General features: G+C 63.2%; 21 protein-coding genes and 1 tRNA gene. 15 read left to right on the forward strand and 7 right to left on the reverse strand.

Annotated features, from left to right (window positions below; translation table 11 throughout):
- Window positions 1–10 precede the first annotated feature (10 nt).
- A complete protein-coding gene (locus EY713_RS12035) occupies window positions 11–1,057 on the reverse strand; it encodes a CobW family GTP-binding protein (protein ID WP_131115153.1) in 1,047 nt (348 codons plus the stop codon).
- 147 nt (window positions 1,058–1,204) lie between these two features.
- Here EY713_RS12035 and EY713_RS12040 point away from each other — a divergent pair, with 147 nt between their 5' ends.
- Window positions 1,205–1,948, forward strand: a complete 744-nt coding sequence (locus EY713_RS12040; protein ID WP_131115155.1) for a hypothetical protein — start codon at window positions 1,205–1,207, stop codon at window positions 1,946–1,948.
- 37 nt (window positions 1,949–1,985) lie between these two features.
- On the opposite strand, the gene galU is transcribed toward EY713_RS12040, so the two are convergent.
- A complete protein-coding gene (gene galU, locus EY713_RS12045; RefSeq protein ID WP_131115157.1) occupies window positions 1,986–2,870 on the reverse strand; it encodes a UTP--glucose-1-phosphate uridylyltransferase GalU in 885 nt (294 codons plus the stop codon).
- A gap of 155 nt (window positions 2,871–3,025) precedes the next feature.
- On the opposite strand from galU, the gene galE reads away from it, so the two are divergent.
- The 4 genes from galE to EY713_RS12065 all read left to right on the forward strand — a co-directional run bounded on the left by galE (window position 3,026) and on the right by EY713_RS12065 (window position 6,050).
- Window positions 3,026–4,012, forward strand: a complete 987-nt coding sequence (galE, locus tag EY713_RS12050; RefSeq protein ID WP_131115159.1) for a UDP-glucose 4-epimerase GalE — start codon at window positions 3,026–3,028, stop codon at window positions 4,010–4,012.
- A 92-nt stretch (window positions 4,013–4,104) separates the two neighbouring features.
- Window positions 4,105–5,022, forward strand: a complete 918-nt coding sequence (gene trxA / locus EY713_RS12055) for a thioredoxin (protein ID WP_131115161.1) — start codon at window positions 4,105–4,107, stop codon at window positions 5,020–5,022.
- Window positions 5,023–5,114: 92 nt separating this feature from the next.
- Window positions 5,115–5,771, forward strand: a complete 657-nt coding sequence (locus tag EY713_RS12060; protein ID WP_131115163.1) for an LON peptidase substrate-binding domain-containing protein — start codon at window positions 5,115–5,117, stop codon at window positions 5,769–5,771.
- Window positions 5,772–5,837: 66 nt separating this feature from the next.
- Window positions 5,838–6,050 carry a Trm112 family protein gene (locus tag EY713_RS12065; protein WP_425374368.1) on the forward strand — a complete coding sequence of 71 codons (213 nt, stop codon included), beginning with the start codon at window positions 5,838–5,840 and terminating at the stop codon, window positions 6,048–6,050.
- A 27-nt stretch (window positions 6,051–6,077) separates the two neighbouring features.
- Here EY713_RS12065 and fdxA read toward each other — a convergent pair whose 3' ends face one another.
- The 5 genes from fdxA to EY713_RS12085 form a co-directional block, all read right to left on the reverse strand.
- Window positions 6,078–6,416 carry a ferredoxin FdxA gene (fdxA, locus tag EY713_RS12070; protein WP_131115165.1) on the reverse strand — a complete coding sequence of 113 codons (339 nt, stop codon included), beginning with the start codon at window positions 6,414–6,416 and terminating at the stop codon, window positions 6,078–6,080.
- 209 nt (window positions 6,417–6,625) lie between these two features.
- Window positions 6,626–6,949, reverse strand: coding sequence for an RNA-binding S4 domain-containing protein (locus EY713_RS12075; protein WP_131115167.1), 324 nt, complete (start codon window positions 6,947–6,949; stop codon window positions 6,626–6,628).
- Complete coding sequence (locus EY713_RS12080) at window positions 6,946–10,641, reverse strand: helicase-related protein (RefSeq protein ID WP_131115169.1); 3,696 nt, start codon at window positions 10,639–10,641, stop codon at window positions 6,946–6,948. The genes EY713_RS12075 and EY713_RS12080 overlap by 4 nt, the downstream gene beginning before the upstream one ends.
- 5 nt (window positions 10,642–10,646) lie before the next feature.
- A complete protein-coding gene (locus EY713_RS22755) occupies window positions 10,647–10,790 on the reverse strand; it encodes a hypothetical protein (protein WP_165491112.1) in 144 nt (47 codons plus the stop codon).
- A 116-nt stretch (window positions 10,791–10,906) separates the two neighbouring features.
- Window positions 10,907–11,761: a DUF3108 domain-containing protein gene (locus EY713_RS12085; RefSeq protein WP_245504453.1), complete on the reverse strand. Its 855-nt coding sequence runs from the start codon at window positions 11,759–11,761 to the stop codon at window positions 10,907–10,909.
- A 227-nt stretch (window positions 11,762–11,988) separates the two neighbouring features.
- On the opposite strand from EY713_RS12085, the gene hslV reads away from it, so the two are divergent.
- From hslV to EY713_RS12135, 10 genes are all read left to right on the forward strand, one after another.
- A complete protein-coding gene (gene hslV, locus EY713_RS12090) occupies window positions 11,989–12,561 on the forward strand; it encodes an ATP-dependent protease subunit HslV (RefSeq protein ID WP_131115171.1) in 573 nt (190 codons plus the stop codon).
- Between the two features lie 48 nt (window positions 12,562–12,609).
- Window positions 12,610–13,920, forward strand: a complete 1,311-nt coding sequence (gene hslU / locus EY713_RS12095) for an ATP-dependent protease ATPase subunit HslU (RefSeq protein ID WP_131115173.1) — start codon at window positions 12,610–12,612, stop codon at window positions 13,918–13,920.
- A 119-nt stretch (window positions 13,921–14,039) separates the two neighbouring features.
- Entirely contained in the window at window positions 14,040–15,095 is a 1,056-nt protein-coding gene (trpS, locus tag EY713_RS12100) for a tryptophan--tRNA ligase (RefSeq protein ID WP_131115175.1), read from the forward strand.
- A 156-nt stretch (window positions 15,096–15,251) separates the two neighbouring features.
- Window positions 15,252–15,326, forward strand: a tRNA-Thr gene (locus tag EY713_RS12105).
- Window positions 15,327–15,962: 636 nt separating this feature from the next.
- Window positions 15,963–16,802 (forward strand): transketolase, encoded by an 840-nt coding sequence (locus EY713_RS12110; RefSeq protein WP_131119631.1) that lies wholly within the window; start codon window positions 15,963–15,965, stop codon window positions 16,800–16,802.
- Window positions 16,799–17,773 (forward strand): transketolase family protein, encoded by a 975-nt coding sequence (locus EY713_RS12115; RefSeq protein WP_131115177.1) that lies wholly within the window; start codon window positions 16,799–16,801, stop codon window positions 17,771–17,773. Before EY713_RS12110 ends, EY713_RS12115 begins: the two co-directional genes overlap by 4 nt.
- A complete protein-coding gene (locus EY713_RS12120) occupies window positions 17,773–19,251 on the forward strand; it encodes an FGGY-family carbohydrate kinase (protein ID WP_131115179.1) in 1,479 nt (492 codons plus the stop codon). The genes EY713_RS12115 and EY713_RS12120 overlap by 1 nt, the downstream gene beginning before the upstream one ends.
- 41 nt (window positions 19,252–19,292) lie before the next feature.
- On the forward strand, window positions 19,293–20,273 hold the full coding sequence (locus EY713_RS12125; RefSeq protein WP_131115180.1) for an ABC transporter permease: 981 nt from the start codon (window positions 19,293–19,295) through the stop codon (window positions 20,271–20,273).
- Between the two features lie 86 nt (window positions 20,274–20,359).
- Window positions 20,360–21,283, forward strand: a complete 924-nt coding sequence (locus EY713_RS12130; RefSeq protein ID WP_207388307.1) for a sugar ABC transporter substrate-binding protein — start codon at window positions 20,360–20,362, stop codon at window positions 21,281–21,283.
- A 102-nt stretch (window positions 21,284–21,385) separates the two neighbouring features.
- Window positions 21,386–22,888, forward strand: coding sequence for a sugar ABC transporter ATP-binding protein (locus tag EY713_RS12135; protein WP_131115184.1), 1,503 nt, complete (start codon window positions 21,386–21,388; stop codon window positions 22,886–22,888).
- Window positions 22,889–22,893 lie beyond the last annotated feature (5 nt).

The raw sequence follows: 22,893 nt of genomic DNA on the forward strand, positions 1-22,893 counted from the left end.
GTGCTTTGGCTTAGGCCGCGCAGGCCAGGAAGCCCTTGCGGATCTCCTCGATCGGCAGATCACGGCCGATAAACACGACCTTCGAGGTTCGCTTCTCCCCCTCTTTCCAATCGCGCTGGGTGTCGCCATCCAGCATCATGTGAACGCCCTGGAAGACGAAACGCTTGGGTTCGTTTTTGAACGCCAGAATGCCTTTGGAACGCAGGATCTTGCCGCCTTCGGTCTGCACGAGATGGTTGATCCAGGGCATGAACTTGTTCGGATCGACGTCGCCCTCGTGGACCATTGCGACCGATTGCATGTCTTCGTCGTGATAATGCTTGGCGCCGCCGTGGCCATGCGCATGGACGTGTCCATGGTCGTGATCATGATGGTCATGGTCGTGGTCGTGGCCATGGTCATGGTCATGATCGTCGGTCTCGAGGAAATCCGGCTCGATTTCGAGAATGCGATCGAGGTCGAAGGCATTGCGGTTGAGAACGGCGTCGAGGTCGACCGCGCAATTCTTGACCTTGTGCAGCTTGGCATAGGGGTTGATGGCGCGGATCCGGGCCTGAACCTCGCGTAACTCCTCGTCCGACACCAGATCGATTTTGTTCAAGACGATGACGTCCGCGAAGGCGATCTGATTCTTGGCCTCGGGCGCATCCTTCAGGCGGGCGCTAAGCCATTTGGCATCGGCGACCGTCACGATCGCATCGAGGCGGGCGTTATCCTGCACGTCCTGATCGACGAAGAAGGTCTGGGCCACGGGAGCCGGGTCGGCGAGGCCAGTCGTCTCGATAATGATCGCGTCGAACTTGCCGCGGCGTTTCATCAAGCCTTCGAGGATGCGGATCAGATCGCCGCGAACGGTGCAGCAGATGCATCCGTTGTTCATCTCGAATACTTCTTCGTCGGCGCCGACCACCAACTCATTGTCGATCCCGATCTCGCCGAATTCGTTGACGATGACGGCGAATTTTTTGCCATGGTCCTCGGTGAGGATGCGGTTGAGCAGAGTCGTCTTGCCGGCGCCGAGGTAGCCGGTCAGCACCGTGACGGGGATCTTGTCCATTCTGGTCTCCGAGGGAAGTTCTGTCGCAACGATGTTAGCTTATATCGGAGCTTCGGCCGCCGATGAAAGCCCTGTCCGACGCGATAAGCGGGGGGAATGGGTCCATTCTCAAGCCGTCGACTTCAACCCATGAAGGGAGCCACGACGATGCCCTACCGATCCCGCCGGTCTGGATGTCACCATCCGTTCACGCGTCGTCACCTGTTTGCAATCGCGGCGGCCGGGCTCGCCGTCACGGCGTTGCCGATCTCAGCGACCGGTGCGACCTCCGATGTGGTCGAGACCGATGAGGAACCGCATCATCACGTCATTTTCCAGAACGGCGTCATCCGGCTGATGCGCGTGCTGATCCCCGCCGGGAAAGCGACCTTATGGCATGAGCATACGCATGATTATGCCGTCACAGTCATCGGCGGCAGCACGGTTCACACCGGGTCGCGCGAGGACGGATCCTCCATGGACGGCGAGATGACGACCGGCTCGGTCATCTACGGCGCGTATCAAGACAAACACGCCATCCGGCGCATCACCAACACCGGACCCGACCTTCTTCACCAGATCGCGTTCGAGTTGCTGCGACCGAGCGCCGGTGACTTCGGCAAGGCGGATCGTTCCGAAGCGAGCGTGTTCGCGCTGGTGCTTGACGAGCAGCGTCTGAAAGCGTGGCATCTGACGCTCGAGGCAGGCGCCTCGACCCCGATCTACCGGCAAGATGGGCCGGGCGTGCGCGTCGTCCTCTCGGGCCGACGGATCATCGAGACCAAGCCCGGTGAGATTGGGCATGAGGGGGTCGTGCAGGCCGGAGATGCAGCCTTCACCTTGCCGGCGACGCGAGTCCTGACCAATGCCGGTCCGACCCAATTGAGCCTGATCGAGTTCGAGTTGCGGTGAGCCGGCTCGATCTCGATCAGCATTAGGATCGAGAGGTTTACAGCGTACCGACGATCTTCTTCAGCTCCGCCCTGAGGCCTTCGGCCAGTTCGGGGCGTGCCATGGCAAAAGCGATGTTGGCGGCCAGGAAGCCAAGCTTCGAGCCCGTATCATAGGTTTTGCCATCGAAGCGAACGCCATGAAACGCCTGATTCTTGGCGAGCTTGATCATCGCGTCGGTCAGCTGGATCTCGCCGCCCGCGCCCTTCTCGGCATCCTTCAACGCTGCGAAGATCGAAGGGTCCAAGATGTACCGGCCCGATATAATCGAGGTCGACGGGGCGGTGCCTTTTGCCGGCTTCTCGACCATGCCGGTGATCTCGAAATTATGGCCGTCATCCTTGCCGATCGAAACGACGCCATATTGATGCGTCTCCTCCATCGGGACTTCCTCGACCGCGATGACGTTGCCGCCATGCTGGTTGTAAGTCTCGATACATTGGGCGAGGCAGCGGCTGCCGCGGCCACCCTGCATGGTGATCATGTCGGGCAATAACACCGCGAAGGGCTCGTCACCAATGATTTCACGCGCGCACCACACGGCATGGCCGAGGCCAAGCGGGGCTTGCTGGCGCGTGAAGCTCGTCGTGCCGGCCGGGGGCAGGTCGGCCATCAAGGCCTCGTATTCCTTCATCTTGCCGCGCGCCTGAAGCGTTGATTCAAGCTCGTAGGCCATGTCGAAATGATCTTCGATGACGGCCTTGTTGCGGCCGGTCACGAAGATGAAATGCTCGATCCCCGCTTCCCTGGCTTCGTCGACCACATGTTGCAGAACGGGGCGGTCCACAACCGTCATCATTTCCTTCGGAACCGATTTGGTCGCGGGCAGGAACCGTGTACCAAGACCGGCGACGGGGAAAACCGCTTTGCGAATGCGCTTCATGAACGATCCAATAGGCGAGCGGCCGAAAATCATGGCCGGGGGCTGGACGGAGCCTAGCTGAGGCTAGGCGATGACTATCGTACAGCAAGCGTTAAGAACGCGTCGCTGTGATGAAGGCCACATCCTTAAACGACGAGCGTGGGAGAAAGATCGACATGACGGTTCTTGTGACGGGCGGAGCAGGCTACATCGGTAGTCACATGGTGCTCGACCTGATCGACTCGGGCGAGACCGTCGTGGTGGTCGACAATCTATCCACGGGGTTTCGGGACGCGGTTCCAAACGGGGTCGTGTTCGCCGAGGGTGATTTCGGCGACGAGGCGGTTGTGACAAGTGTGATCGAGCGTTACGACGTCAACGCCATCGCGCATTTCGCCGCCAAGATCGTCGTCCCGGATTCGGTGTCCGATCCGCTTGGATATTATCTCAACAACACCGCCAAGGCGCGGAGCCTCATTGCCGTGGCGGTCGCGACCGGCGTCAAACACTTCATCTTTTCGTCGACCGCGGCGGTCTATGGAAATGTCGGCAGCGAGGCCGTGTCTGAAGAGACGCCGCTCGCACCTGTTTCGCCCTATGGCCGGTCGAAGTTGATGGTCGAGTGGATGCTCGCCGATACGGCCGCGGCCCATGATCTCCGCTACGTGGTGCTGCGCTATTTCAATGTGGCTGGGGCGGATCCGCAGGGCCGGGCCGGTCAATCGATGCGGGATGCGACCCACCTGATCAAGGTCGCGGTGCAGGCGGCGCTCGGGCGGCGCAAGGGCCTGCAGATCTATGGGACCGATTATGAGACGCCCGACGGCACCTGCCTTCGCGACTATATCCAGGTCAGCGACCTCGTCGGCGCTCACATGGATGCGCTGCGCTACCTTCGCGCGGGCGGCGATAATCTCACCTGCAACTGCGGCTACGCGAAGGGCTTCTCGGTCAGCGAGGTGATCGAGGTGGTGAAACGCGTGTCCGGCGTCGATTTCCCCGTCACGCGGGTCGGGCGACGAGCGGGCGATCCGGCCGCTATCGTGGCCCGCAACGATCGTGTCCGCGAGACATTAGGCTGGGTTCCGCGCTACGACGATCTTGGCACGATCGTCGAGCAGGCGCTGGCCTGGGAGCGCCGACTGCATAATCGCGAGGTCTGACGACGGGCCGCGAGTTGCGGTTTGTCTGGTGTCGCACCATCTTTCCAATGAAGTCTTCTGCCGGCCGTGGCCGTGCGACCAAGGGGTTGGGCATGTCGTTCGAGAGCAATTTTGGGTCGGGCATTCCCGTGCCGTCGGCGGCGTCGACGACCGTCAAAGATGTGACGAGTGCAACCTTTCGGCAGGATGTCGTTGCCGAATCGACCCGTCAACCGGTTCTGGTCGATTTCTGGGCCCCCTGGTGCGGGCCCTGTAAGCAACTCGGGCCTATCATCGAAAAGGTGGTGGCCAATGCGGGCGGCAAGGTGAAGCTCGTCAAGATGAACATCGACGATCACCCCGAGATCGCGGGACAACTCGGGATTCAATCGATCCCGGCCGTAATCGCGTTCAGCAAAGGCCAGCCGGTCGATGGGTTCGTCGGTGCCTTGCCGGAAAGTCAGATCAAAGGGTTCATCGAACGGCTTGTCGGACCCGTCGGTGATCCGACCCAGGAGGCGCTTGACGAGGCCGCGGCTGCAGTGGCCGAGGGGGATGTCGAGACGGCGGCGGCGATCTACTCCGAAATCCTGTCCATCGATGAGACGAATGCACCAGCTTTGGCCGGTCTGGCAAAGCTGCATCTCGATGCGGGTGCTCTCGATCAGGCAAAAGCCGTTCTCAGCATGGCGGTCGGGAGCGCGGCGCAACATCCGAGTGTTGTCGCTGTCAGGGCCGCCATCGACCTCGCGGAGCAAAGTGCGTCGCTTGGTGATTTCAGCGATCTCGAGCGGCAAGTCGCGGCCGATCCGGACGATCACCAAGCCCGCTTCGACCTCGCCTTGGCGTTCAACGCCAAGAACAAACGGGACGAAGCGGCGGATTGCCTCCTTGAAATCATCAAGCGCGACCGCAGTTGGAACGAGGATGGGGCGAGAAAGCAGCTCTTGCAGTTTTTCGAGGCTTGGGGCGTGACCGATAAGGCTGCGGTTCAAGCACGTCGTCGATTGTCCGGTCTGCTTTTTCGTTGACGTTATAAACGCGAACCCAAGACGGGCTCGGTCGGTCCCCGGCGCGATACCGATGCAATCGTCGCCACGTCGGCAAGTGAAGGAAGGCAAGCATGAACAAGCCCTACGCGTCTGCCGACGCGCTCCCAACCGTGATCCCGGTTTTTCCGCTCCCCGGCGCGTTGCTGCTGCCGCGCGGCCAGATGCCCCTCAACATCTTCGAGCCGCGCTATCTTTCGATGATCGACGACGCGTTCAAGTCGCATCGCGTCATCGGTATGGTTCAGCCTGATGCGGAACGCATCCTCGATAAGCACGGTCTCTACGCGACCGGATGTGCTGGACGGATCACGTCGTTTTCGGAGACCGGCGACGGTCGTTACCTCGTGACGCTCACCGGCATCGCACGCTACACCATCATCGAGGAAATGACCGTCATGACGCCGTATCGGCAGTGCAGGGTCGATTTCAGCGGCTTCATGCAGGATTTTGACTCGGCCGCGGGTGAGGGCGATGTCGATCGCGAAGGGCTGTTGCGAACGCTGCGGAATTTTGCCGACGCGCACGGCCTGTCTGTCGATTGGTCCGGGATCGACGATGCGCCCAACGACGCGCTGGTCAATGCCTTGTCGATGATGAGCCCGTTCGGCCCGCGCGAGAAGCAGGCACTCCTGGAAGCATCCGATCTCAAGACGCGCGCCGATGTGCTGATCGCAATTGCCGAAATCGAACTCGCCCGTGATGCGGGCGAGACGCGTTCACTGCAGTAGAATGGGCGCTATGATAGCCAACGCCGCCGAGGACCGTTTTGAGGACGAGATAGTAGAATGAGCGATATGGGCGAAACAATGCGACCGGCACGGCGGCCCGGAGAAGCAACGGTCGATCCGAGACTGCTCGAGATTCTGGTTTGCCCCATTACCAAGACGACACTGGCTTACGATGCCTCTCGGCAGGAGCTTGTATCCCGAGCTGCGAAATTGGCATTCCCGATCCGCGACGGCATCCCAATCATGCTGCCCGACGAAGCCCGTCTGCTCACCGATTGAGGGGAGCGGACGAGCCGACAGACGCGATCAGTCGCCCTCGCCGGGGTTAGCGGAGAAATAAGCCTCGAGCTTGCCGGGCTTGCCATCGAAATCCTTGGCATCGGCCGGGCTTTCCCGCTTCACCGAAATGTTCGGCCAAGCCTTTGCATATTCGGCGTTCAGGCCAAGCCACTTCTCAAGGCCCGGCTCAGTATCCGGCTTGATGGCTTCGGCCGGGCATTCAGGTTCGCAGACACCGCAATCGATGCACTCATCCGGATGAATGACGAGCATGTTCTCGCCTTCGTAGAAGCAGTCCACGGGACAGACTTCGACGCAATCCATATATTTGCATTTGATGCAGTTTTCGACGACCACATAAGTCATGTTTTGTTCCCTGCACGGCCATCGTGAATGCGGCCGGTGCGCGATCCGTTCAGATCAGATTTGGTTGCTAACGCCTTTGTCCAAGGCGTGCAAGCATCGTCCATATGGCCAATCTAGAGCGATTCCACAATCACAGAAAGTGGATCAGACCAGGCGAATGCGCGCATCATGGCGAACTGGTGTCATCGCGCCTTGCACAAGACGGGGCTTCACGCGTCGTCGTCCGGTGGGGCGGGTTGGGCCGATAGATCGTCGTAGAGCAACCGCGCCTCCTCATAGGGGCCTCGACGCAAGCCAGGCGCGTTGATCCGCAGCACGCGCACGTTCCGATCAAGTGCGATCGTCAGGACATCTCCAGCGCGGACTGCTTTCGCGGCATTGTCGATCCGGACCGTATTGATCCGGACATGACCCTCGATGACGAGTTTTGCGGCAAGCGACCGAGATTTCGCAACACGGGCGAACCAAAGCCACTTGTCGACACGCTGGCGTTCGACAAGTGGCTCGGTGGGCGATGAGCGGTCGGCGCTCACGTGTCCTTTTTGGATCGGCCCTCAAGCTCGGCCTTGAGGGCCAGCAGCTTGGCGAAGGGCGAATTTGGGTCAGGTTGGCGATCGCGCGGCGTGGGCCGCTCGGTCGATGCGAAAGACGCACCAGCCGACCGGGCATTCTCGGGCCGCTCGTTGCGTCGGTCGCGGTTGCGATCGCCCTCGGGCCGCCCCCGCGGTGCACTGGCGCCATCCGGCGCGCCGGCATTGCTCTGTCGCGGAGCCTGGTCGCCCCCTTGCCGGGGTCGATCGTCGCGACGACCACCGCCTGGACGAGAACGCTGGTTGCCGCCCGGACGCTGGTCGCGTTGGCGATCGGGCCGCGCATCACGGTCGGGCCGCGCTTGAGACACGGGCGTAGCCGTTGCATCCGTGGTCGGCGTGTCGACACCCGAGCCTGCCGCGACCGGCGTGTCGGTCGGTGTCGGCTGATCGCGTCCCGTCCCGCCATGCGGTCTCCGGTTGTCCCGTTCACCGCCGCGCCCCTGCGGACGCTGACGGGCCGGACGATCGTTACGTTTTTCGGCGTGGAATGCCGTTCTGTGCGGACGCCAAACGTCGATCAGAACCGGTTCGGCCGGAACGTCCGGTTCTTCTGCTGCGGCGGCCGTTTCAAGGGTGGCATCCGGTGCATCGGCGTTGTTCTCGCCCGACACCTCCGGTGCGCTCTCGATCGAGGTTTCCGCGGTGGCGTCAGCGTTGCCCGCGACCCTGTCGTCCGGCACGGCGCTGATCGGCTCCGGCACCTGATGCGGCGTTGCAAGTGCAGGCTCCGCCGCCGGGGCAGGCTCCTCCGCCGGTGTAGGGTGTTCGACCGCGGCCTCGACAGGCTCCTCGCGGAACCGTGCCGCGCTTTCGACGAACTCCTCCGGAGCGTTAAACTCCTGAACGCGCTCGGCCTCCATCTCGTCCACTCGATGCGGCGCGGCGGAGCCGGGCGCTGACGCTTCACCCTCGGCTGCGTCGACCGAGACTGCGGCCGGGGCTTCCGCCACCTCCGAGTCGGATGTCGCCTCGAGTTGTTCAGCCAGTGGCTCGTGATGCGCCACCTCTGTCTCGATGAAAGCGGCGTCCGCTTCAAGGTGCTCGTTGCTCGTCGATCCCTCCGTCGCGGCGGGCGTCGCAACGGGGCGCAGCGGTTCGGTTGGGGCCGTCGGCAGCAACGGAACCGTGATGGGCGGTCCGACGCGACGATCGAGCACGTAACCGAGCGATCGAAGGATCGAGGCGAAATCTTCGCCCGAACAACCGGCAAGGGACGTCATCGCGACGGTTGTGACGAAGCCGTTATTGTCGGCAGCACCGGGCGGCGGAGCGCCGGGGGTCGTGCCGGGACGATAGGCGATTGCCGGACGGATCAGATCGGCCAGACGCTCCAAGATATCGACCCGAACCGCACGCTCGCCACAGACACGGAAACCCGCTGCGCGATAGAGACCCTTCGGGACGTCCTTGTCGGCCGGGAACGAGGTGCGTCCCGAGGCGGCGAGGTAGGGGACGTCATCGAGGCCCTTGATGGTCTCGGTGCCGCCATGTTTCAGCGCCCAGAGTTGCGCCGCGAGAGCGCGGGGGGCTGGCTTGAGCGAGAGCGGCAGATAAATATTATAGGCGCCGAACCGGAGTCCGAGCTTCCGCAGGGCGCCGCGTGCGGTCTGGTCGAGGTTTTTCATCTCCTCGGCAACGCGCGAGCGCTCCAGCACGCCGAGCGCTTCGGCGGCCTGATAGGCAATGCCGCGTGCGATGCCTTCGAGACCCTCGCCCGCTTCGAGATCCATCACCGGGCCGAGGAGCTTTTTGACATGCTGAGCGAGCCAAAGATCGAGCCGCCGCTGCACCATTTCGAGGGCCGGTCCGGTCAGATGCTCGTCAGCCACGAGCCGGGCCCGAGGCGCAAGCAGTCCGTCGCCCGCCGTCAGCTTCGCGATCGGGTCGCCGAGCCAGCGGATCGTCCCGTCATTGGCAAGTGCGATCGATTCATCGACCGACGCGCTAAAACGCTCGGCCCGCGCGTCGATTTCACCAGCCAGCGCCTTGAGCGCTGCCGTGTTCAGCGCCTTGGCGGCTTCACCGGCTGCGGATGGGTCGGCCGTAAATCGGAAGCCATGCAGCTGACCGACATTCTGACCTTCGACAAGGACGTCACCCTGAGGCGTGACTTCCGCTTCCAACATAGCATTCTCTCTCAACCGTCGCATCAGTACGCTGGTCCGTCTATCGACGAACCGTTGTGCCAGCCGTTCGTGCAGGGCATCGGACAGCCTGTCCTCTACCTGACGCGCCACGCCCTGCCAATGCTCGGGATCACCAAGCCAGTCGGGGCGGTTCGCAATAAACGTCAATGTGCGGACCTGAGCGATCCGCGCCGACAACGTGTCGATGTCGCCATCGGTTCGCTCGAAAGCCGCGAGTTGCCGCGAAAACCAGTCATCCGGGATGCGGCCGGCCCGCACCACGAAGCCGAACAGCGTCAAAGCGAGGTCTGCATGAGCGGATGGCGACACTTTGCGATAGTCCGGAACCTGACACACTTCCCAGAGCCGCGCGATATCGGCCCGCGTTTTCGCGTGGCGGCGGACATCGACGTCACGGGCCGCGATATCCAGCACCATGACGTCTTCGGCCAAAGGCGCACGGGTCAGTCCAGCTTCGTCCGGCGACACGTCCAGCGATCGCTGCAGCGCCTCAACGCTGGAGAAATCGAGATCGGAATTGCGCCATTGGAGGATGTTCACGGCGCCGAAGCGGTGGTCTTCAAGCGCCTCGATCTCTTCCTCGTCGAACGGCGGGCACCGGCCAGTCGTGCCGAAGGTCCCGTCTTTCAGATGACGCCCGGCGCGCCCCGCGATCTGGCCGAATTCCGCCGGGTTCAAACGACGATATTGCCAGCCATCGAACTTGCGGTCGCCCGCGAAGGCGACGTGATCGACGTCGAGGTTAAGCCCCATGCCGATCGCATCGGTGGCGACGAGATAATCGACCTCGCCGTCCTGGTACATGGCGACCTGGGCGTTCCGGGTGCGCGGCGACAAGGCGCCGAGCACAACTGCCGCTCCGCCGCGTTGTCGCCGAATCAATTCGGCGATGGCGTAGACCTCTTCGGCCGAGAAAGCCACGATGGCGCTTCGATGCGGCAGGCGCGAGAGCTTCTTCTCTCCCGCAAAGGTCAGCTTCGACAAACGAGGGCGGGACACGATCGTGACACCCGGCAATAGATGCTCGATCACCGGCTTCATCGTCATGGCGCCGATCAGCAGCGTCTCGTGGCGGCCGCGACGATTGAGAAGGCGGTCGGTAAAGACATGCCCGCGATCGAGACTTGCGGCGATCTGGATCTCGTCAATCGCGAGGAACGACACGTCGAGGTCGCGAGGCATGGCTTCGACGGTCGCGACCCAGTAGCGCGGACGCTTCGGCTTGATTCGTTCTTCGCCGGTGATGAGCGCCACATTGTCGACGCCCGCCTTTTCGACAACGCGATTGTAAACCTCACGCGCCAACAGGCGTAGCGGCAGACCGATGATCCCAGAGGGATGCGACAGCATCCGTTCAATTGCATAATGGGTTTTGCCGGTGTTGGTCGGGCCGAGCACGGCCGTGACGCCAGCCCCGCTGAAGCGACCCGATGACACGCCGCGCGGCAAGGCCCAACCGAAAGTTGCTGGATCGTCAAGATCCATATGGCTCACCGCATCGATTCGTGTTGCGCGCCGAGGGCGGCGTCGTAGCGGAGGATTCCAAACGATTCGACCGCAGATCGCAGCGTAAAACTCAAACTGGCTGCTTTCAGCGTTGTCGACCGGGACTGGATCTCGATCAGAACCGGCATTCCCGATCCTTCGTTCTACCGCCTATATGGGCAGGGCGTTCCGGATTCCGAGAGCCCGTCGTCGTTTTGGAGCCCTTCCGGCCTTTGAGCACGCGGTCGCCGTCGATCCGTCCGCGTCAATGGCCGATGGACGCGTGGCTTGTTGGATCGACCGCGAATTCGTCGGCTTCGATCACGGTGGTGCCGATCATGGTCATGAGCGAGATCCGATAGGGGAACACGACATGGGTTCCGCTGATCGGCGCGAGCCAGACCTCCATGCTTTTATTGTCTTCCATGAATTTCGTCGCCGGTCCGTCCATTCGATGGCCCGAAATCGCGTGATAGCGCGCCGAGCAGACCGACACGTCGCCGTTATAGCCCTTGGTCTTGACGTGGCGGGTCCCGACATAAGCCAATGCGAGATCGAATCGGGTCGCGCCATCGAACACCGGCAAGGTTCTGTCGCAAGCGGATGCGCCGACAAGATCGTTCCCGGGCGGAACCGCCATCACGAAGGCGCTGAGGGGATCGACGATGTTGCGCTTGTCGGCCTCGGTCACCGGAACGCGCGGAATACGCGAATCGAACGGCGGCGTGATCTCGACGCCGCTCACGGTACCGGCGTTCATGGCCATCCGAAGCGTCCGCGTCATGACCGAATTGGCCGAGGTGGTCGCGTAGGTCGCCGGCGCGATATGGCTGCCGACCACGCTCCCGGTCGCCGTGGCGGCCCCCTTCGACGACGACATCATGCTGGCAAGCCCGATCAGTTTGGCGTTGGCCTCGATCCGGTAGGAGTTGGGCTCGACCACGCCGGAGACGAGCGCGGTGCCGATCGGCAGCCCGATCAGCGTCACCGCATAGTGGATCTTGAGCGTATCGGCCGCGGCGCTTCCCAACATGGGGGCAGCCACGACCGCAAGCAGGCCGGCGGCTGCGAGCAGGCTCGCGGCACGGCAGCGACGCATCAGCGAAGACAACAGGGTCATGTTCGACTCAAAAGCGGCCGCAGCGATGTGGCCCGGAAAGATCGCGCAGCATCCGAGCAGAATCCTGCAAACGTCAAGGCCGCAGCTTTTGAAGAAAATTCCGACAGTTTCAAGACAGACCGACGGTACTGACGTTCAAGCCGCGGGTCTTGCAAGCGTCGTCCCATGTTCATAGATCCCGATCGGAGAGCGTGCCCCCGGTGCACGGTGATGGCCGGAGAGGGCTCATGCAGGACAACGACGGTCGTATTCCGAGTTTTCACGCCACGACCATCATCCTGGTCAAGAAGGGCGGCAAGACCGTGATCGGCGGCGACGGTCAGGTCAGTTTCGGTCAAACCGTCATGAAGGCAAATGCGCGCAAAGTGCGTCGTTTGGCCAAGAATTCCGTCATCGCGGGTTTTGCCGGCGCGACCGCCGATGCTTTTACGCTGTTCGAGCGGCTCGAGGCGAAGCTCGAGCAGTTCCCCGGCCAGTTGTTGCGGGCCAGCGTCGAACTCGCCAAGGACTGGCGCACCGATCGCTACCTGCGGCGATTGGAGGCCATGATGCTGGTGGCCGATCGCGAGACCGCACTGGTCTTGACCGGCACCGGCGACGTGCTGGAACCCGAATCAAGTCCGATGGGCTGCGTGGCGGCGATCGGGTCTGGCGGCAATTACGCCCTCGCTGCCGGGCTCGCCTTGATCGATATCGAATCCGATGCGGAGGCGATCGCCCGCAAGGCCATGGGAATCGCGGCGAATATCTGCGTCTACACCAACAACAATCTCGTCATCGAAACCATCGAGCGCGACTAAGGGCTTTCGCTCCGGCCACCCGCCCTGCAACGTCAAAGAAGGCTTCTCATGACGGATTTTCTGCCGCGCGAGATCGTATCCGAACTCGATCGTCACATTATCGGCCAACGCGATGCCAAACGTGCGGTGGCCATCGCGCTTCGCAACCGGTGGCGCCGCCTGCAATTGACAGGGCCGATGCGCGACGAAGTCCTGCCCAAAAACATCCTGATGATCGGCCCAACCGGCTGCGGCAAAACTGAGATTTCGCGCCGGCTGGCGCGGCTCGCCAATGCTCCCTTCCTCAAAATCGAAGCGACCAAATTCACCGAGGTCGGCTACGTCGGCCGCGACGTCGAGCAGATCATTCGCGATCTGCTCGAGATCGGCATCTCGCTCGTCAAGGAGACGAAGCGCAAGGACATCGAAGCCAAGGCGCAGATGGCGGCCGAAGACCGACTGCTCGATGCGCTCGTCGGGGCCACGGCCTCACCGACGACCCGCGATTCGTTTCGCAAGAAGCTTCGGGCGGGCGAGCTCGACGACAAGGAGGTCGAGATCGAGGTCGCGCAAGGCGGATCGCAATTGCCGATGTTCGAGCTTCCCAACATGCCCGGTTCGTCGATCGGCGCCATCAATCTCGGCGACATGTTCGGCAAGGCCATGGGTGGCCGCACCAAGACGCGTCGCATGTCGGTCCGTGATGCCCATGTGCCGCTGCTGGCCGAGGAAAGCGACAAGATGCTCGATGTCGATAGCATCGTGCAGCAGGCCATTCGCGAGGTCGAGAATAACGGCATCGTGTTTCTCGACGAAATCGACAAGATCTGCGCGCGCGAGGGGCGGGGCGGGGGAGGCGATGTTTCGCGGGAGGGGGTCCAGCGCGATTTGCTGCCGCTGATCGAGGGGACGAGCGTTGCGACCAAACACGGGACCGTGAAGACGGATCATATCCTCTTCATCGCATCCGGCGCGTTCCATGTGTCGAAACCGTCCGATCTGCTCCCCGAATTGCAGGGCCGTCTCCCGATTCGCGTCGAACTCGCCTCGCTGACCGAGGATGATTTCCGCCGCATCCTCACCGAGACTGAGGCCAGCATCGTCAAGCAATATGTGGCGCTGCTGAAGACCGAGGGGGTCGACCTCGATTTCACGCCGGATGCGATCGACGAACTCGCGGCCGTCGCGGTTCAAGTCAATTCCAGCGTCGAAAATATCGGGGCCCGGCGATTGCAGACCGTTATGGAGCGTGTGCTCGACGAGGTGAGCTTCACGGCACCCGACCGGCCCGGCGAGACCATCATGATCGACCGCGCCTTTGTGCAGCGGAACATCGGCGATCTTGCCCGCAACGCCGATCTGTCGCGCTTCATCCTCTAAGCTCGTGTCGACGAGGCGCCACGAGCCGAGCCGTCGCGGCCGTGATTGCCATGGCTCGGCGGGCCGGTCATAAGCGTGCGCTTCCCCGACGGGACGATTGATCGCCAAGGACCGCTACGATGACCGATGCCGCCTCCCAGCCCGCCGCGATCCGGCCGCGCGTCTTTTCGGGCGTGCAGCCCACCGGCAATCTGCATCTCGGCAACTACCTCGGCGCGATCACCCGTTTCGTGTCGCTGCAAGAGGCGCATGAGTGCCTCTATTGCGTGGTCGATCTGCATGCCATCACGGTGCCGCAGAACCCCGAGGACCTGCGCTCCAGCATCCGTGATGTGACCGCGGCTTTCCTGGCGGCCGGGATCGACGCGAAGCGGCACATCGTCTTCAATCAAAGCCGGGTCGCCGAACATGCGGAACTCGCCTGGGTGCTGAATTGCGTAGCCCGGCTCGGATGGCTCAACCGGATGACGCAGTTTAAGGAAAAGGCCGGGAAGGACCGCGAGAACGCGTCCGTGGGGCTCTATGCCTATCCGGCCTTGATGGCGGCCGATATTTTGGTCTACCGCGCCGCTTTCGTGCCGGTCGGCGAGGATCAGAAGCAGCATCTCGAGTTGGCGCGCGACATCGCCCAAAAGTTCAACAACGACTTTACGGCTGAGATCGAGGCGCGTCGTCAGGGAGAAGCCTTTTTTCCGCTCCCCGAGCCGCTGATCCAGGGCCCCGCGACGCGTGTCATGAGCCTGCGCGATGGCACTAAAAAGATGTCGAAATCGGATCCCTCCGACAATTCTCGCATCAATCTCGTCGATAATGCCGAGACGATCGCGCAGAAGATCCGCCGGGCCAAGACCGACCCCGACGCGCTGCCGTCAGAGATCGAGGGGTTGGCCGGGCGGCCCGAGGCCGACAATCTCGTCGGCATCTATGCGGCTCTGTCGGGGGAGGCGAAACAAGAGGTGCTGCGGCAGTTCGGGGGCGGCCAGTTCTCCGTCTTCAAGGGGGCTCTCGTGGATCTCGCGGTCGCCAAACTCGGACCGATCGGCACCGAGATCCGGGCCTTGCGGGCCGACCCCGGCCATATCGATCGGGTGCTGGCCGATGGGGCGGAGCGCGCGCGCGCCATCGCGCGGCCGACCATGGATGCCGTAAAGGACATCGTCGGCCTCTTGCGTTAGGCGCCTTCGAAGGCGGCGCTTCAGGCTTGGCGCCCGCATTTCAGTAAAGTTGGGTCGATCCGCCGTCCCCGACTTGCATCAACCCCCCAGCTATGGCAGTAACCCGCCAACGGTTTCTGCCGCGCCGATGGTTTCATCCCGCGTCTCAACCCCATCGCTGCCGTAGCTCAGTGGTAGAGCACTCCCTTGGTAAGGGAGAGGTCGAGAGTTCAATCCTCTCTGGCAGCACCATTCAAACCCCCACATTGCTTCGTCACGAGCCGGTGTATGAAGCGCCGATCTCGCGACGAACGACATGTATCGAGTCGTGATCCGACACACATCCTGCCGAGGCCATTGTCCGATTACCGGCACAATCCACCGCATTTCAGCTCCGGGACGGACGCGCGCAAGCAAATCGATACGACCGCGGTCACCAACGCGCTGAGGACTGCGACGGCGGTGGCGCTTGGTCGACGTGGGCTTGGAGAAGGGCGGGCTGTTCGCTGCCGCGATCGGGTTCGACGAGGCGGAAGCCGCAACCGTAAGCGTCCATAATTCAAAGGTGGGGCAGGGTTGAGCGACATCACCGCTGCCGGCAGACTGTCGGTCACCGGCGTACCGGCGCTGCGCGGCCGAACATGTTCGCTCATCGAGTCGCAAGATCACTCGTCGACGGCGCGGCGATGCCGCCGTTCTGCGCGATCGCCGATCGAGTGCGTCCTTCAACACAGTCTTTCCCGAATTTTGCGATTGACAGTGAACTCACACGTCGTATCATGAATTAACAATCGATAATGAATATTTAATCAACGGGAGGTCATCTTGGCCGGAGCAGAGCGAACAGCCACGTCGCTTGAGGTTGGATCACCGACGGCGCCACTCGTCCTGCGCGCGGTCGAGCCGACGTTTGAGCGAACGGCCGACCCCGAAAATCTTCAGCATATCGCGTCGGCGGTTCGGCAGAAAATCGTGAGGACCATCGCTTTGGCGGGCCTCGGCCACGTCGGCGGTGATCTGTCCGTGACCGATATTCTCACGGCGCTCTATTTTGACGTTCTCGACATCGATCCGGCCAATCCGTTGAAGCCCGATCGGGACCGCTTCATCTTGTCCAAGGGGCATTGCGCGGCTGCGTTCTACAGCGTGCTGTCGCTACGCGGTTTCTTCGATCCCGCGGCTGTCGATACCTTTATGAAGCCGCTCTCGCCGCTGAACGGACATCCAAATCGTCGCAAGATCCCCGGGGTCGAAGCCAATACCGGCCCACTCGGGCATGGCCTGCCGATTGGGCTTGGCGCAGCCATCGGCGCCAAGGTCACCGGCCAATCCTGGCGCACCTTCGTGGTCGTCGGCGACGGGGAACTGCAGGAAGGCTCGAACTGGGAAGCCGCCATGGCGGCGGGCCATCGCGGCCTCGATACTCTCACGGTGATCGTCGATCGCAATCGCTTCCAGCAAGGCGCCGGGACGGAGGCCACGAATCGGCTCGAGCCGCTCGCCGATAAATTCCGCGCCTTCGGTTGGGACGTGATCGATGTCGATGGTCATGACGTCGGCGCTCTGCGCGACGTGTTGGCCACACGGGGCAGCGGCAAGCCGCGCGCCATCATCGCCAAGACCAATAAGGGCCGCGGCGTGTCGTTCATGGAAGATCTCGTCGACTGGCACCACAAGGTCCCGAACGCCGAGCAGGTCGAGCTTGCATTGAAGGAACTGGCCCGATGAGCGCTGCCGAAGCCCCTCGCGCCGACGGCGCCGTTGAGACATTCGATTGCCGCGTCGCCTTCGCGGACGAGGTGATCAAACTGGCTCGGGCCGATCAGCGCATCGTCGTCGTGTGCAACGACAGCGTCGGCTCATCCAACATGGGTGCGTTTCAGAAGGAATTCCCGGACCGGCTCGTCAATGTCGGCATTGCCGAACAGAATATGGTGGGGGTCGGCGCGGGCCTCGCCAATGCTGGGATGATCCCCTTCGTCTGTGCCGCCGGCCCGTTTTTAACAGGCCGGGCGACCGAGCAGATCAAGGCCGATTGTGCCTATTCGCAATATCCTGTCGTTCTCTGCGGCATGTCACCCGGCATGGCCTATGGCGAACTCGGGCCCACGCATCACTCGATCGAGGATTTTGCCTGGATGCGGGCGATCGCTGAACTGATCGTCATGGCCCCGGTCGATCCGGCCGAGACCCGGCAGGCGGTGCAATGGGCCGCGCAGTCGGGCAAGCCGGTCTATATGCGTGTGGCGCGGTTCAAGATTCCGGCCGTGACGGGCCCTGATCATCAGTTCGAGCCGGGTCGGATTTCGACGCTGCGCGAGGGGAGCGACGTCACGCTCGCGGCGATCGGCACCATGGTGTCCCGCGCGCTCGATGCCGCAGATCTGCTGGCTGAGGAGGGGATTTCGGCGCGGGTGCTCAACGTCTCCACGCTCAAGCCGCTCGACGACGCGACCATCCTGAAAGCCGCCCGCGAGACGGGCCGCATCGTCACGGCCGAAGAAGCCGTCTCGTCGGGCGGCCTTGGCGGCGCCATCGCGGAACTGGTGGCACAGCATCATCCCGTTCCGATGCGGATTCTTGGTGTCCCGGGCTTCGCGCCGACAGGCGACACTCAGTTCCTGCTCGATCATTTCGGGCTCAACGCGGCCGGTCTGGCGAAGGCCGCACGCGAGTTGATGGGCAAGGGGGGCGACTAATGGCGACGCCCCTCGTCCTCGGGATCGATCAGGGAACGAGCTCGACCAAGTGTATCTTGGTCGATGGCTTGGGCATGATCGTGTCGCAGGGTCAGGCGGCACTGGCCGAAACGCATCCGCAACCCGGCTGGGTCGAGCAGGATGCCGAGGCCGTGTCGGCGAGCGTTCAGGAGGCGGTTCGGGCTTGCGTGTCGCCGGATCAAGCGGGCGACATCGTTGCGGCCGGCCTAAGCACGCAACGGGAGTCCGTCGTTGCATGGGACCGCGCGACAGGGGAACCGTTGTCGAAGGTTTTGTCGTGGCAAGACCGGCGCACCGTGGCGCTGGCCGCCAGCATCGGCACTCCGGCGGTGCTCGACCGTGTGCGGGCCATTAGCGGCTTACCGCTCGATCCGATGTTCTCGGCGCTCAAAGCCCGGTGGATCCTCGACAGCATCGATCCGGACCGCACGCGGGCCAAGGCCGGTGCGATCTGCATCGGCACGATCGACAGCTGGCTCATGAGCCGGTTTGGCGGGGAGGCTCTCGTCGAGGCCGGCAACGCCTCGCGAACGCAATTGCTCGACGTGGATCGCGGAACGTGGAGCGATGAACTCCTCGCGATTTTCGACATTCCGGTCGCCGCGTTGCCGCGAGTCGTGCCGTCGAACGGTCCGTTTCCGGCCCTGCGCAGGCTCGCCCCCTTGCCGGACGGTGTGCCGCTTGCCGCCGTCATGGCCGATTCGCACGCGGCTCTCTTCGCTCACGGAGCCAAACGCCCCGGCGACGTCAAGGCGACGCAAGGAACCGGCTCCTCGGTCATGGGTCTCGTCACATCCGGAGCGACGCTTGATCCCGGAGTCTGCAAGACCATCGCCTGGTCGCTCGATGGCATTGTCCATGCGGCCGAAGGCAATATCCGTGCGGCGGGCGCGACTTTGCGCTGGGTTGCTGGCCTGTTGAACCTGTCGGTCGACGATTTGATGGCGCTCGCGGAGGGCGCCGACAGCCAAGGCGTCTGCCTGGTTCCGGGCTTCAACGGGCTCGGCGCTCCCTGGTGGGACGATCAGGCCGTCGGTCTGCTGACCAATTTTACCCTTGGGACTTCGCGCGCCGCAGTGGCCCGTGCCGCCCTCGACAGTATCGCGCACCAGATCGCCGACGTGATCGATGCCATCCACCGGGGCTCGACCCCGCTGGGCCGCCTCTTCGTCGATGGCGGCCCGACCCGAAATGACGATCTCATGCAGGCCGAAGCCGATCTGATCGGTCGCCCGATCCTTCGAGGCAGCACGGCCGAGTTGTCGGCGCTCGGCGTCATCCAGCTCGCGGGTCTCGAGATTGGCTTGTGGACGGAGGCGCAGCTTGCCGATCGTCAACCCAGGCTCGACATGTTCGAGCCCCGCTTGTCCGAGGCGACGAGGCGCGGCGCGCGCGAGCGCTGGCGTCGCGCGGTCGAGCGATCGCGCTTCCGTGACCCGATGCCGGATGCGGCTTGAACGCGGCGAAGACCGTGAACGACACAAGGGAGGACATCTGGATGACCGTGCAGACCAAAGAACCCGTCGGCGCCGTGCCCCGCTTCAAGCTCGACCTGACCTCGGGCGTCTGGGGGCCGCTGATCGGGCTGATCGCGCTTTACGTCTTTTTCGCCTTCAAGGCCCAGCATTTCTTCACGCTGCAGAACGCCATCATCATCTTCGATCAGGTGACGGTCTATGGCATCCTGGCGATCGGAATGACGCTGGTGATCATCACCGGGGGGATCGATCTATCGGTCGGATCCGTGCTGGCTTTCGCGGCGATGACCACCGGCTGGCTGTTCTCGATCGTCGGAATGCCGTTTATCCCGGCGCTGATTTGCGGCATCGCGATTGGCGGTGTGGCGGGGCTCGTCTCGGGCATGCTGGTCACCTATGCGCGGCTCCCGCCCTTTATCGCGACGCTGGCGACCATGACAATCACGCGCGGTCTCGCCAACAAATACACGGACGGCAACGTCGTGTCGGGTTGGCCGGATGCGCTCAACCGGCTGAACACCTATCGCTATTTCGGCGTCATCACGGCCACGACGGCTTTCTTCCTGCTGCTGGTTCTCGCCACCTGGGCGTTCCTCAAATACCGGCCGGCGGGTCGCAATCTTTATGCGATCGGCGGAAATTCCGAGGTTGCTCGCCTCGCTGGCATCCCGGTGCGCTTTTATCTGATCAGCGTCTATGTCGTGGCCGGCGCCCTCTCGGCAATCGCCGGCATGGCCAATGCGGCACGTCTGCAGACCTCGCAGCCCTACGACGGGCTTGGCTATGAACTCACTGCCATTGCGGCCGTGGTGATCGGCGGCGCCAGCCTGTCGGGCGGCGTCGGTAGCATCGGCGGCACCCTGATCGGCGTGCTGATCATCGGTGTGCTCAACAGCGGCCTCAGCCAGATCGGCGCGCAGACCTACGACAAGGACGTCATCATCGGCGTCATGATCGCGGCGGCCGTCGCCTTCGATACCCTCATCCGGCGACGCCGGTAAACGAGATCGGGCCGGCGCAACGTCGTCGTCTTGGTAGACAGAGAAGACCACATAACCCGTGAGGAAACACCATGCGTAGACGTATTCTGCTGCTCGCCGCGACCCTCGCCATGGCGGCATCGCCGTTGGCTCTCGGCACGGCCAGCGCGGCCGAGCCAGTCAAGATCGGCCTGGCGGTCGCTAATCTGCAGGCCGACTTCTTCAACCAAATCAAGCAATCCGTCGAAAAGAACGCCAAGGACATGGGCGTGACGGTCATTACGGTCGACGCCAAGGGCGATGGCGCGACGCAGGTCAGCCAGATCCAGGATCTCGTCAACCAGAAGATCCAGGCGCTGATCTATATTCCGGCCGGCGCCGCCGCTGCGGCCATTCCGGTCAAGACCGCCAAGGCCGCCGGCATTCCGGTCGTGGCCGTCGACCGCAACCCGACTGATGCGCCCGGCGACACGTTCATCGCCACCAACTCGGTCGTCGCCGCCAAGGCTCTCGGCGACTACGCCTGTAAGGACAGCGGCGGCAAGGGCGTGCTCGCCATCATTCAGGGCCAGATCGGCACGACGCCCGAGCAGGACCGCGACAAAGGCTTCAAGGAAGCGATGACGAATTGCCCCGGCATCAAGGAGGTCACGCGTGAAGCCTCGAAGATGTGGATGAAGGACGAAGGCTTCAACATCGCCCAGAACATGCTGCAGCGCGACCCCACCATCAACATCTTCTTCGGCCGGGCCGATGCGCTCGCGCTTGGGGCCGCACAGGCCGTGAAGGCCGCGGGTGTCGATCACAAGGTCTACGTGTTCGGCTTCGATGGCGACCTCGCTGGCTTGAAAGCCGTCAAAGATGGCACCCTCGACGCCACTATGACCCAGCGGACTCAGTTTATGGGCAAGCTCGCGCTTCAGTCGGCGCTGGATCTCGTGGCCGGCAAAAAGGTGCCGGCTGAGCAGCTGCAGGATGCGGCCCTGACCACCAAGGACAATGTGGACGGCTATATCGCCAACCACCCCTGATCGACACAACTGCCGCGGTGCGCGACCCGCCCACCGCGGCGACAAGATGACTGCGCTGGCTGCCGAGCGGTGGCGGGCGTGGCAACGGGCCGGGAGGGCTCCATGTCGAACGGTGACACACCAGGTCCGAGCGAAGGGCTATCGATCCGCCGGATCACCAAGCACTATGGACCGATTACGGTGTTGCGCGACGTTGATCTCGACGTGCGCCCCGGTGAAGTCGTGGCGCTGCTTGGCGAGAACGGAGCCGGTAAATCCACCGTCTCCTCCGTTATCGCAGGGCTCGTTCCGCCGACCTCCGGCACGATGACCTGGAATGGCCAACCCTATGCGCCCACCAGCCCCGCCGACGCCCTGCATCAGGGGATTGGCCTTATTCACCAAGAGATGCGCCTTCTTCCCGATCTGTCGATCGCCGAAAATGTGTTCGTCGGGCGGCTCCCGACCAAAAACGGCAGGGTCGATCGCGCCGGGATGGCCCGTCGCGCCGCCGAAAACCTGCGCAGCCTCGGGCTGGATGTGTCGCCCGCGACGCTCGTCCGCGATCTGCGGGTCGCGGCGCAGCAGCAGGTCGAGATCGCCAAGGCGCTGACGCTCAACGCACGTTTTCTGATCTTCGACGAACCAACGGCAGCGTTGGGGGGCGGGGAGACCGACCACCTCTTCGCGCAGATCGAGCGGCTGAAGCGCGGCGGCATGGGCTTCATCTATATCAGCCATCGCCTGGACGAAATCGCCCGTATCGCCGACCGCGTGGTGGTGCTGCGCGACGGGCAGGTGGTGGGCAATTACGCCACCGCCCAGGTGCCGGTGAAGACGCTGGTCGAAGCCATGGTGGGCCGCTCGCTCGAGCGTATGTTTCCCACGATCGAGCCCCTGAACGGCAAGGAGGTGCTGCGCGTCGAGCGCCTGACCTCACCGGCAAAGACCTTCACGGACGTGTCCTTCTCGGTGAAGGCCGGGGAGGTGTTCGGCGTCGCCGGCATCGTCGGAGCGGGCCGGACCGAATTGATGCGCGCCATTGCGGGTGCGGATCCGATCGCCTCCGGCACCATCACGGTCGAGGGCAAGCCGCTCGCGCCGAAAAGTCCGGCCGACAGCCTCGCGGCCGGCATCGTCCTCGTGCCCGAAGACCGCAAGGCGCAGGGCCTCGTGCTCGAACATACGATCGGCGACAATATCGCGCTCGGCAATTACCCCCTGGTCGCGCCGAGCGGCTTCGTCACGCCCGGAGCGGTGCGGCGCTTTGCCGACGAGAACATCCGCCGCTTCGGCATCAAAGGGTCCGCGGGGCAGCCGGCCAATCACCTGTCCGGCGGCAATCAGCAAAAAGTGGTGCTGGCCAAGAGTATCGCTCGACGACCCAAGATCGTGATTTTGGACGAGCCCACGCGCGGCATCGACGTCGGCGCCCGTGCCCAGATTTACGACGTGATCGCGGCTCTGGCCCGGGAAGGTCTCGCGGTCATCGTGGTCAGTTCTGACCTCGACGAAGTTCTGGGCCTGTCGCACCGCGTCATGGTGCTGAGTCGTGGCATGAACCGAGGCATTCTCGATCACACGCAAGCCAACCGCATCTCCGTCATGGAACGGGCGACGCACTGAGACGG

It is taken from the genome of Lichenihabitans psoromatis, assembly GCF_004323635.1.
Lineage (GTDB): Bacteria > Pseudomonadota > Alphaproteobacteria > Rhizobiales > Beijerinckiaceae > Lichenihabitans > Lichenihabitans psoromatis.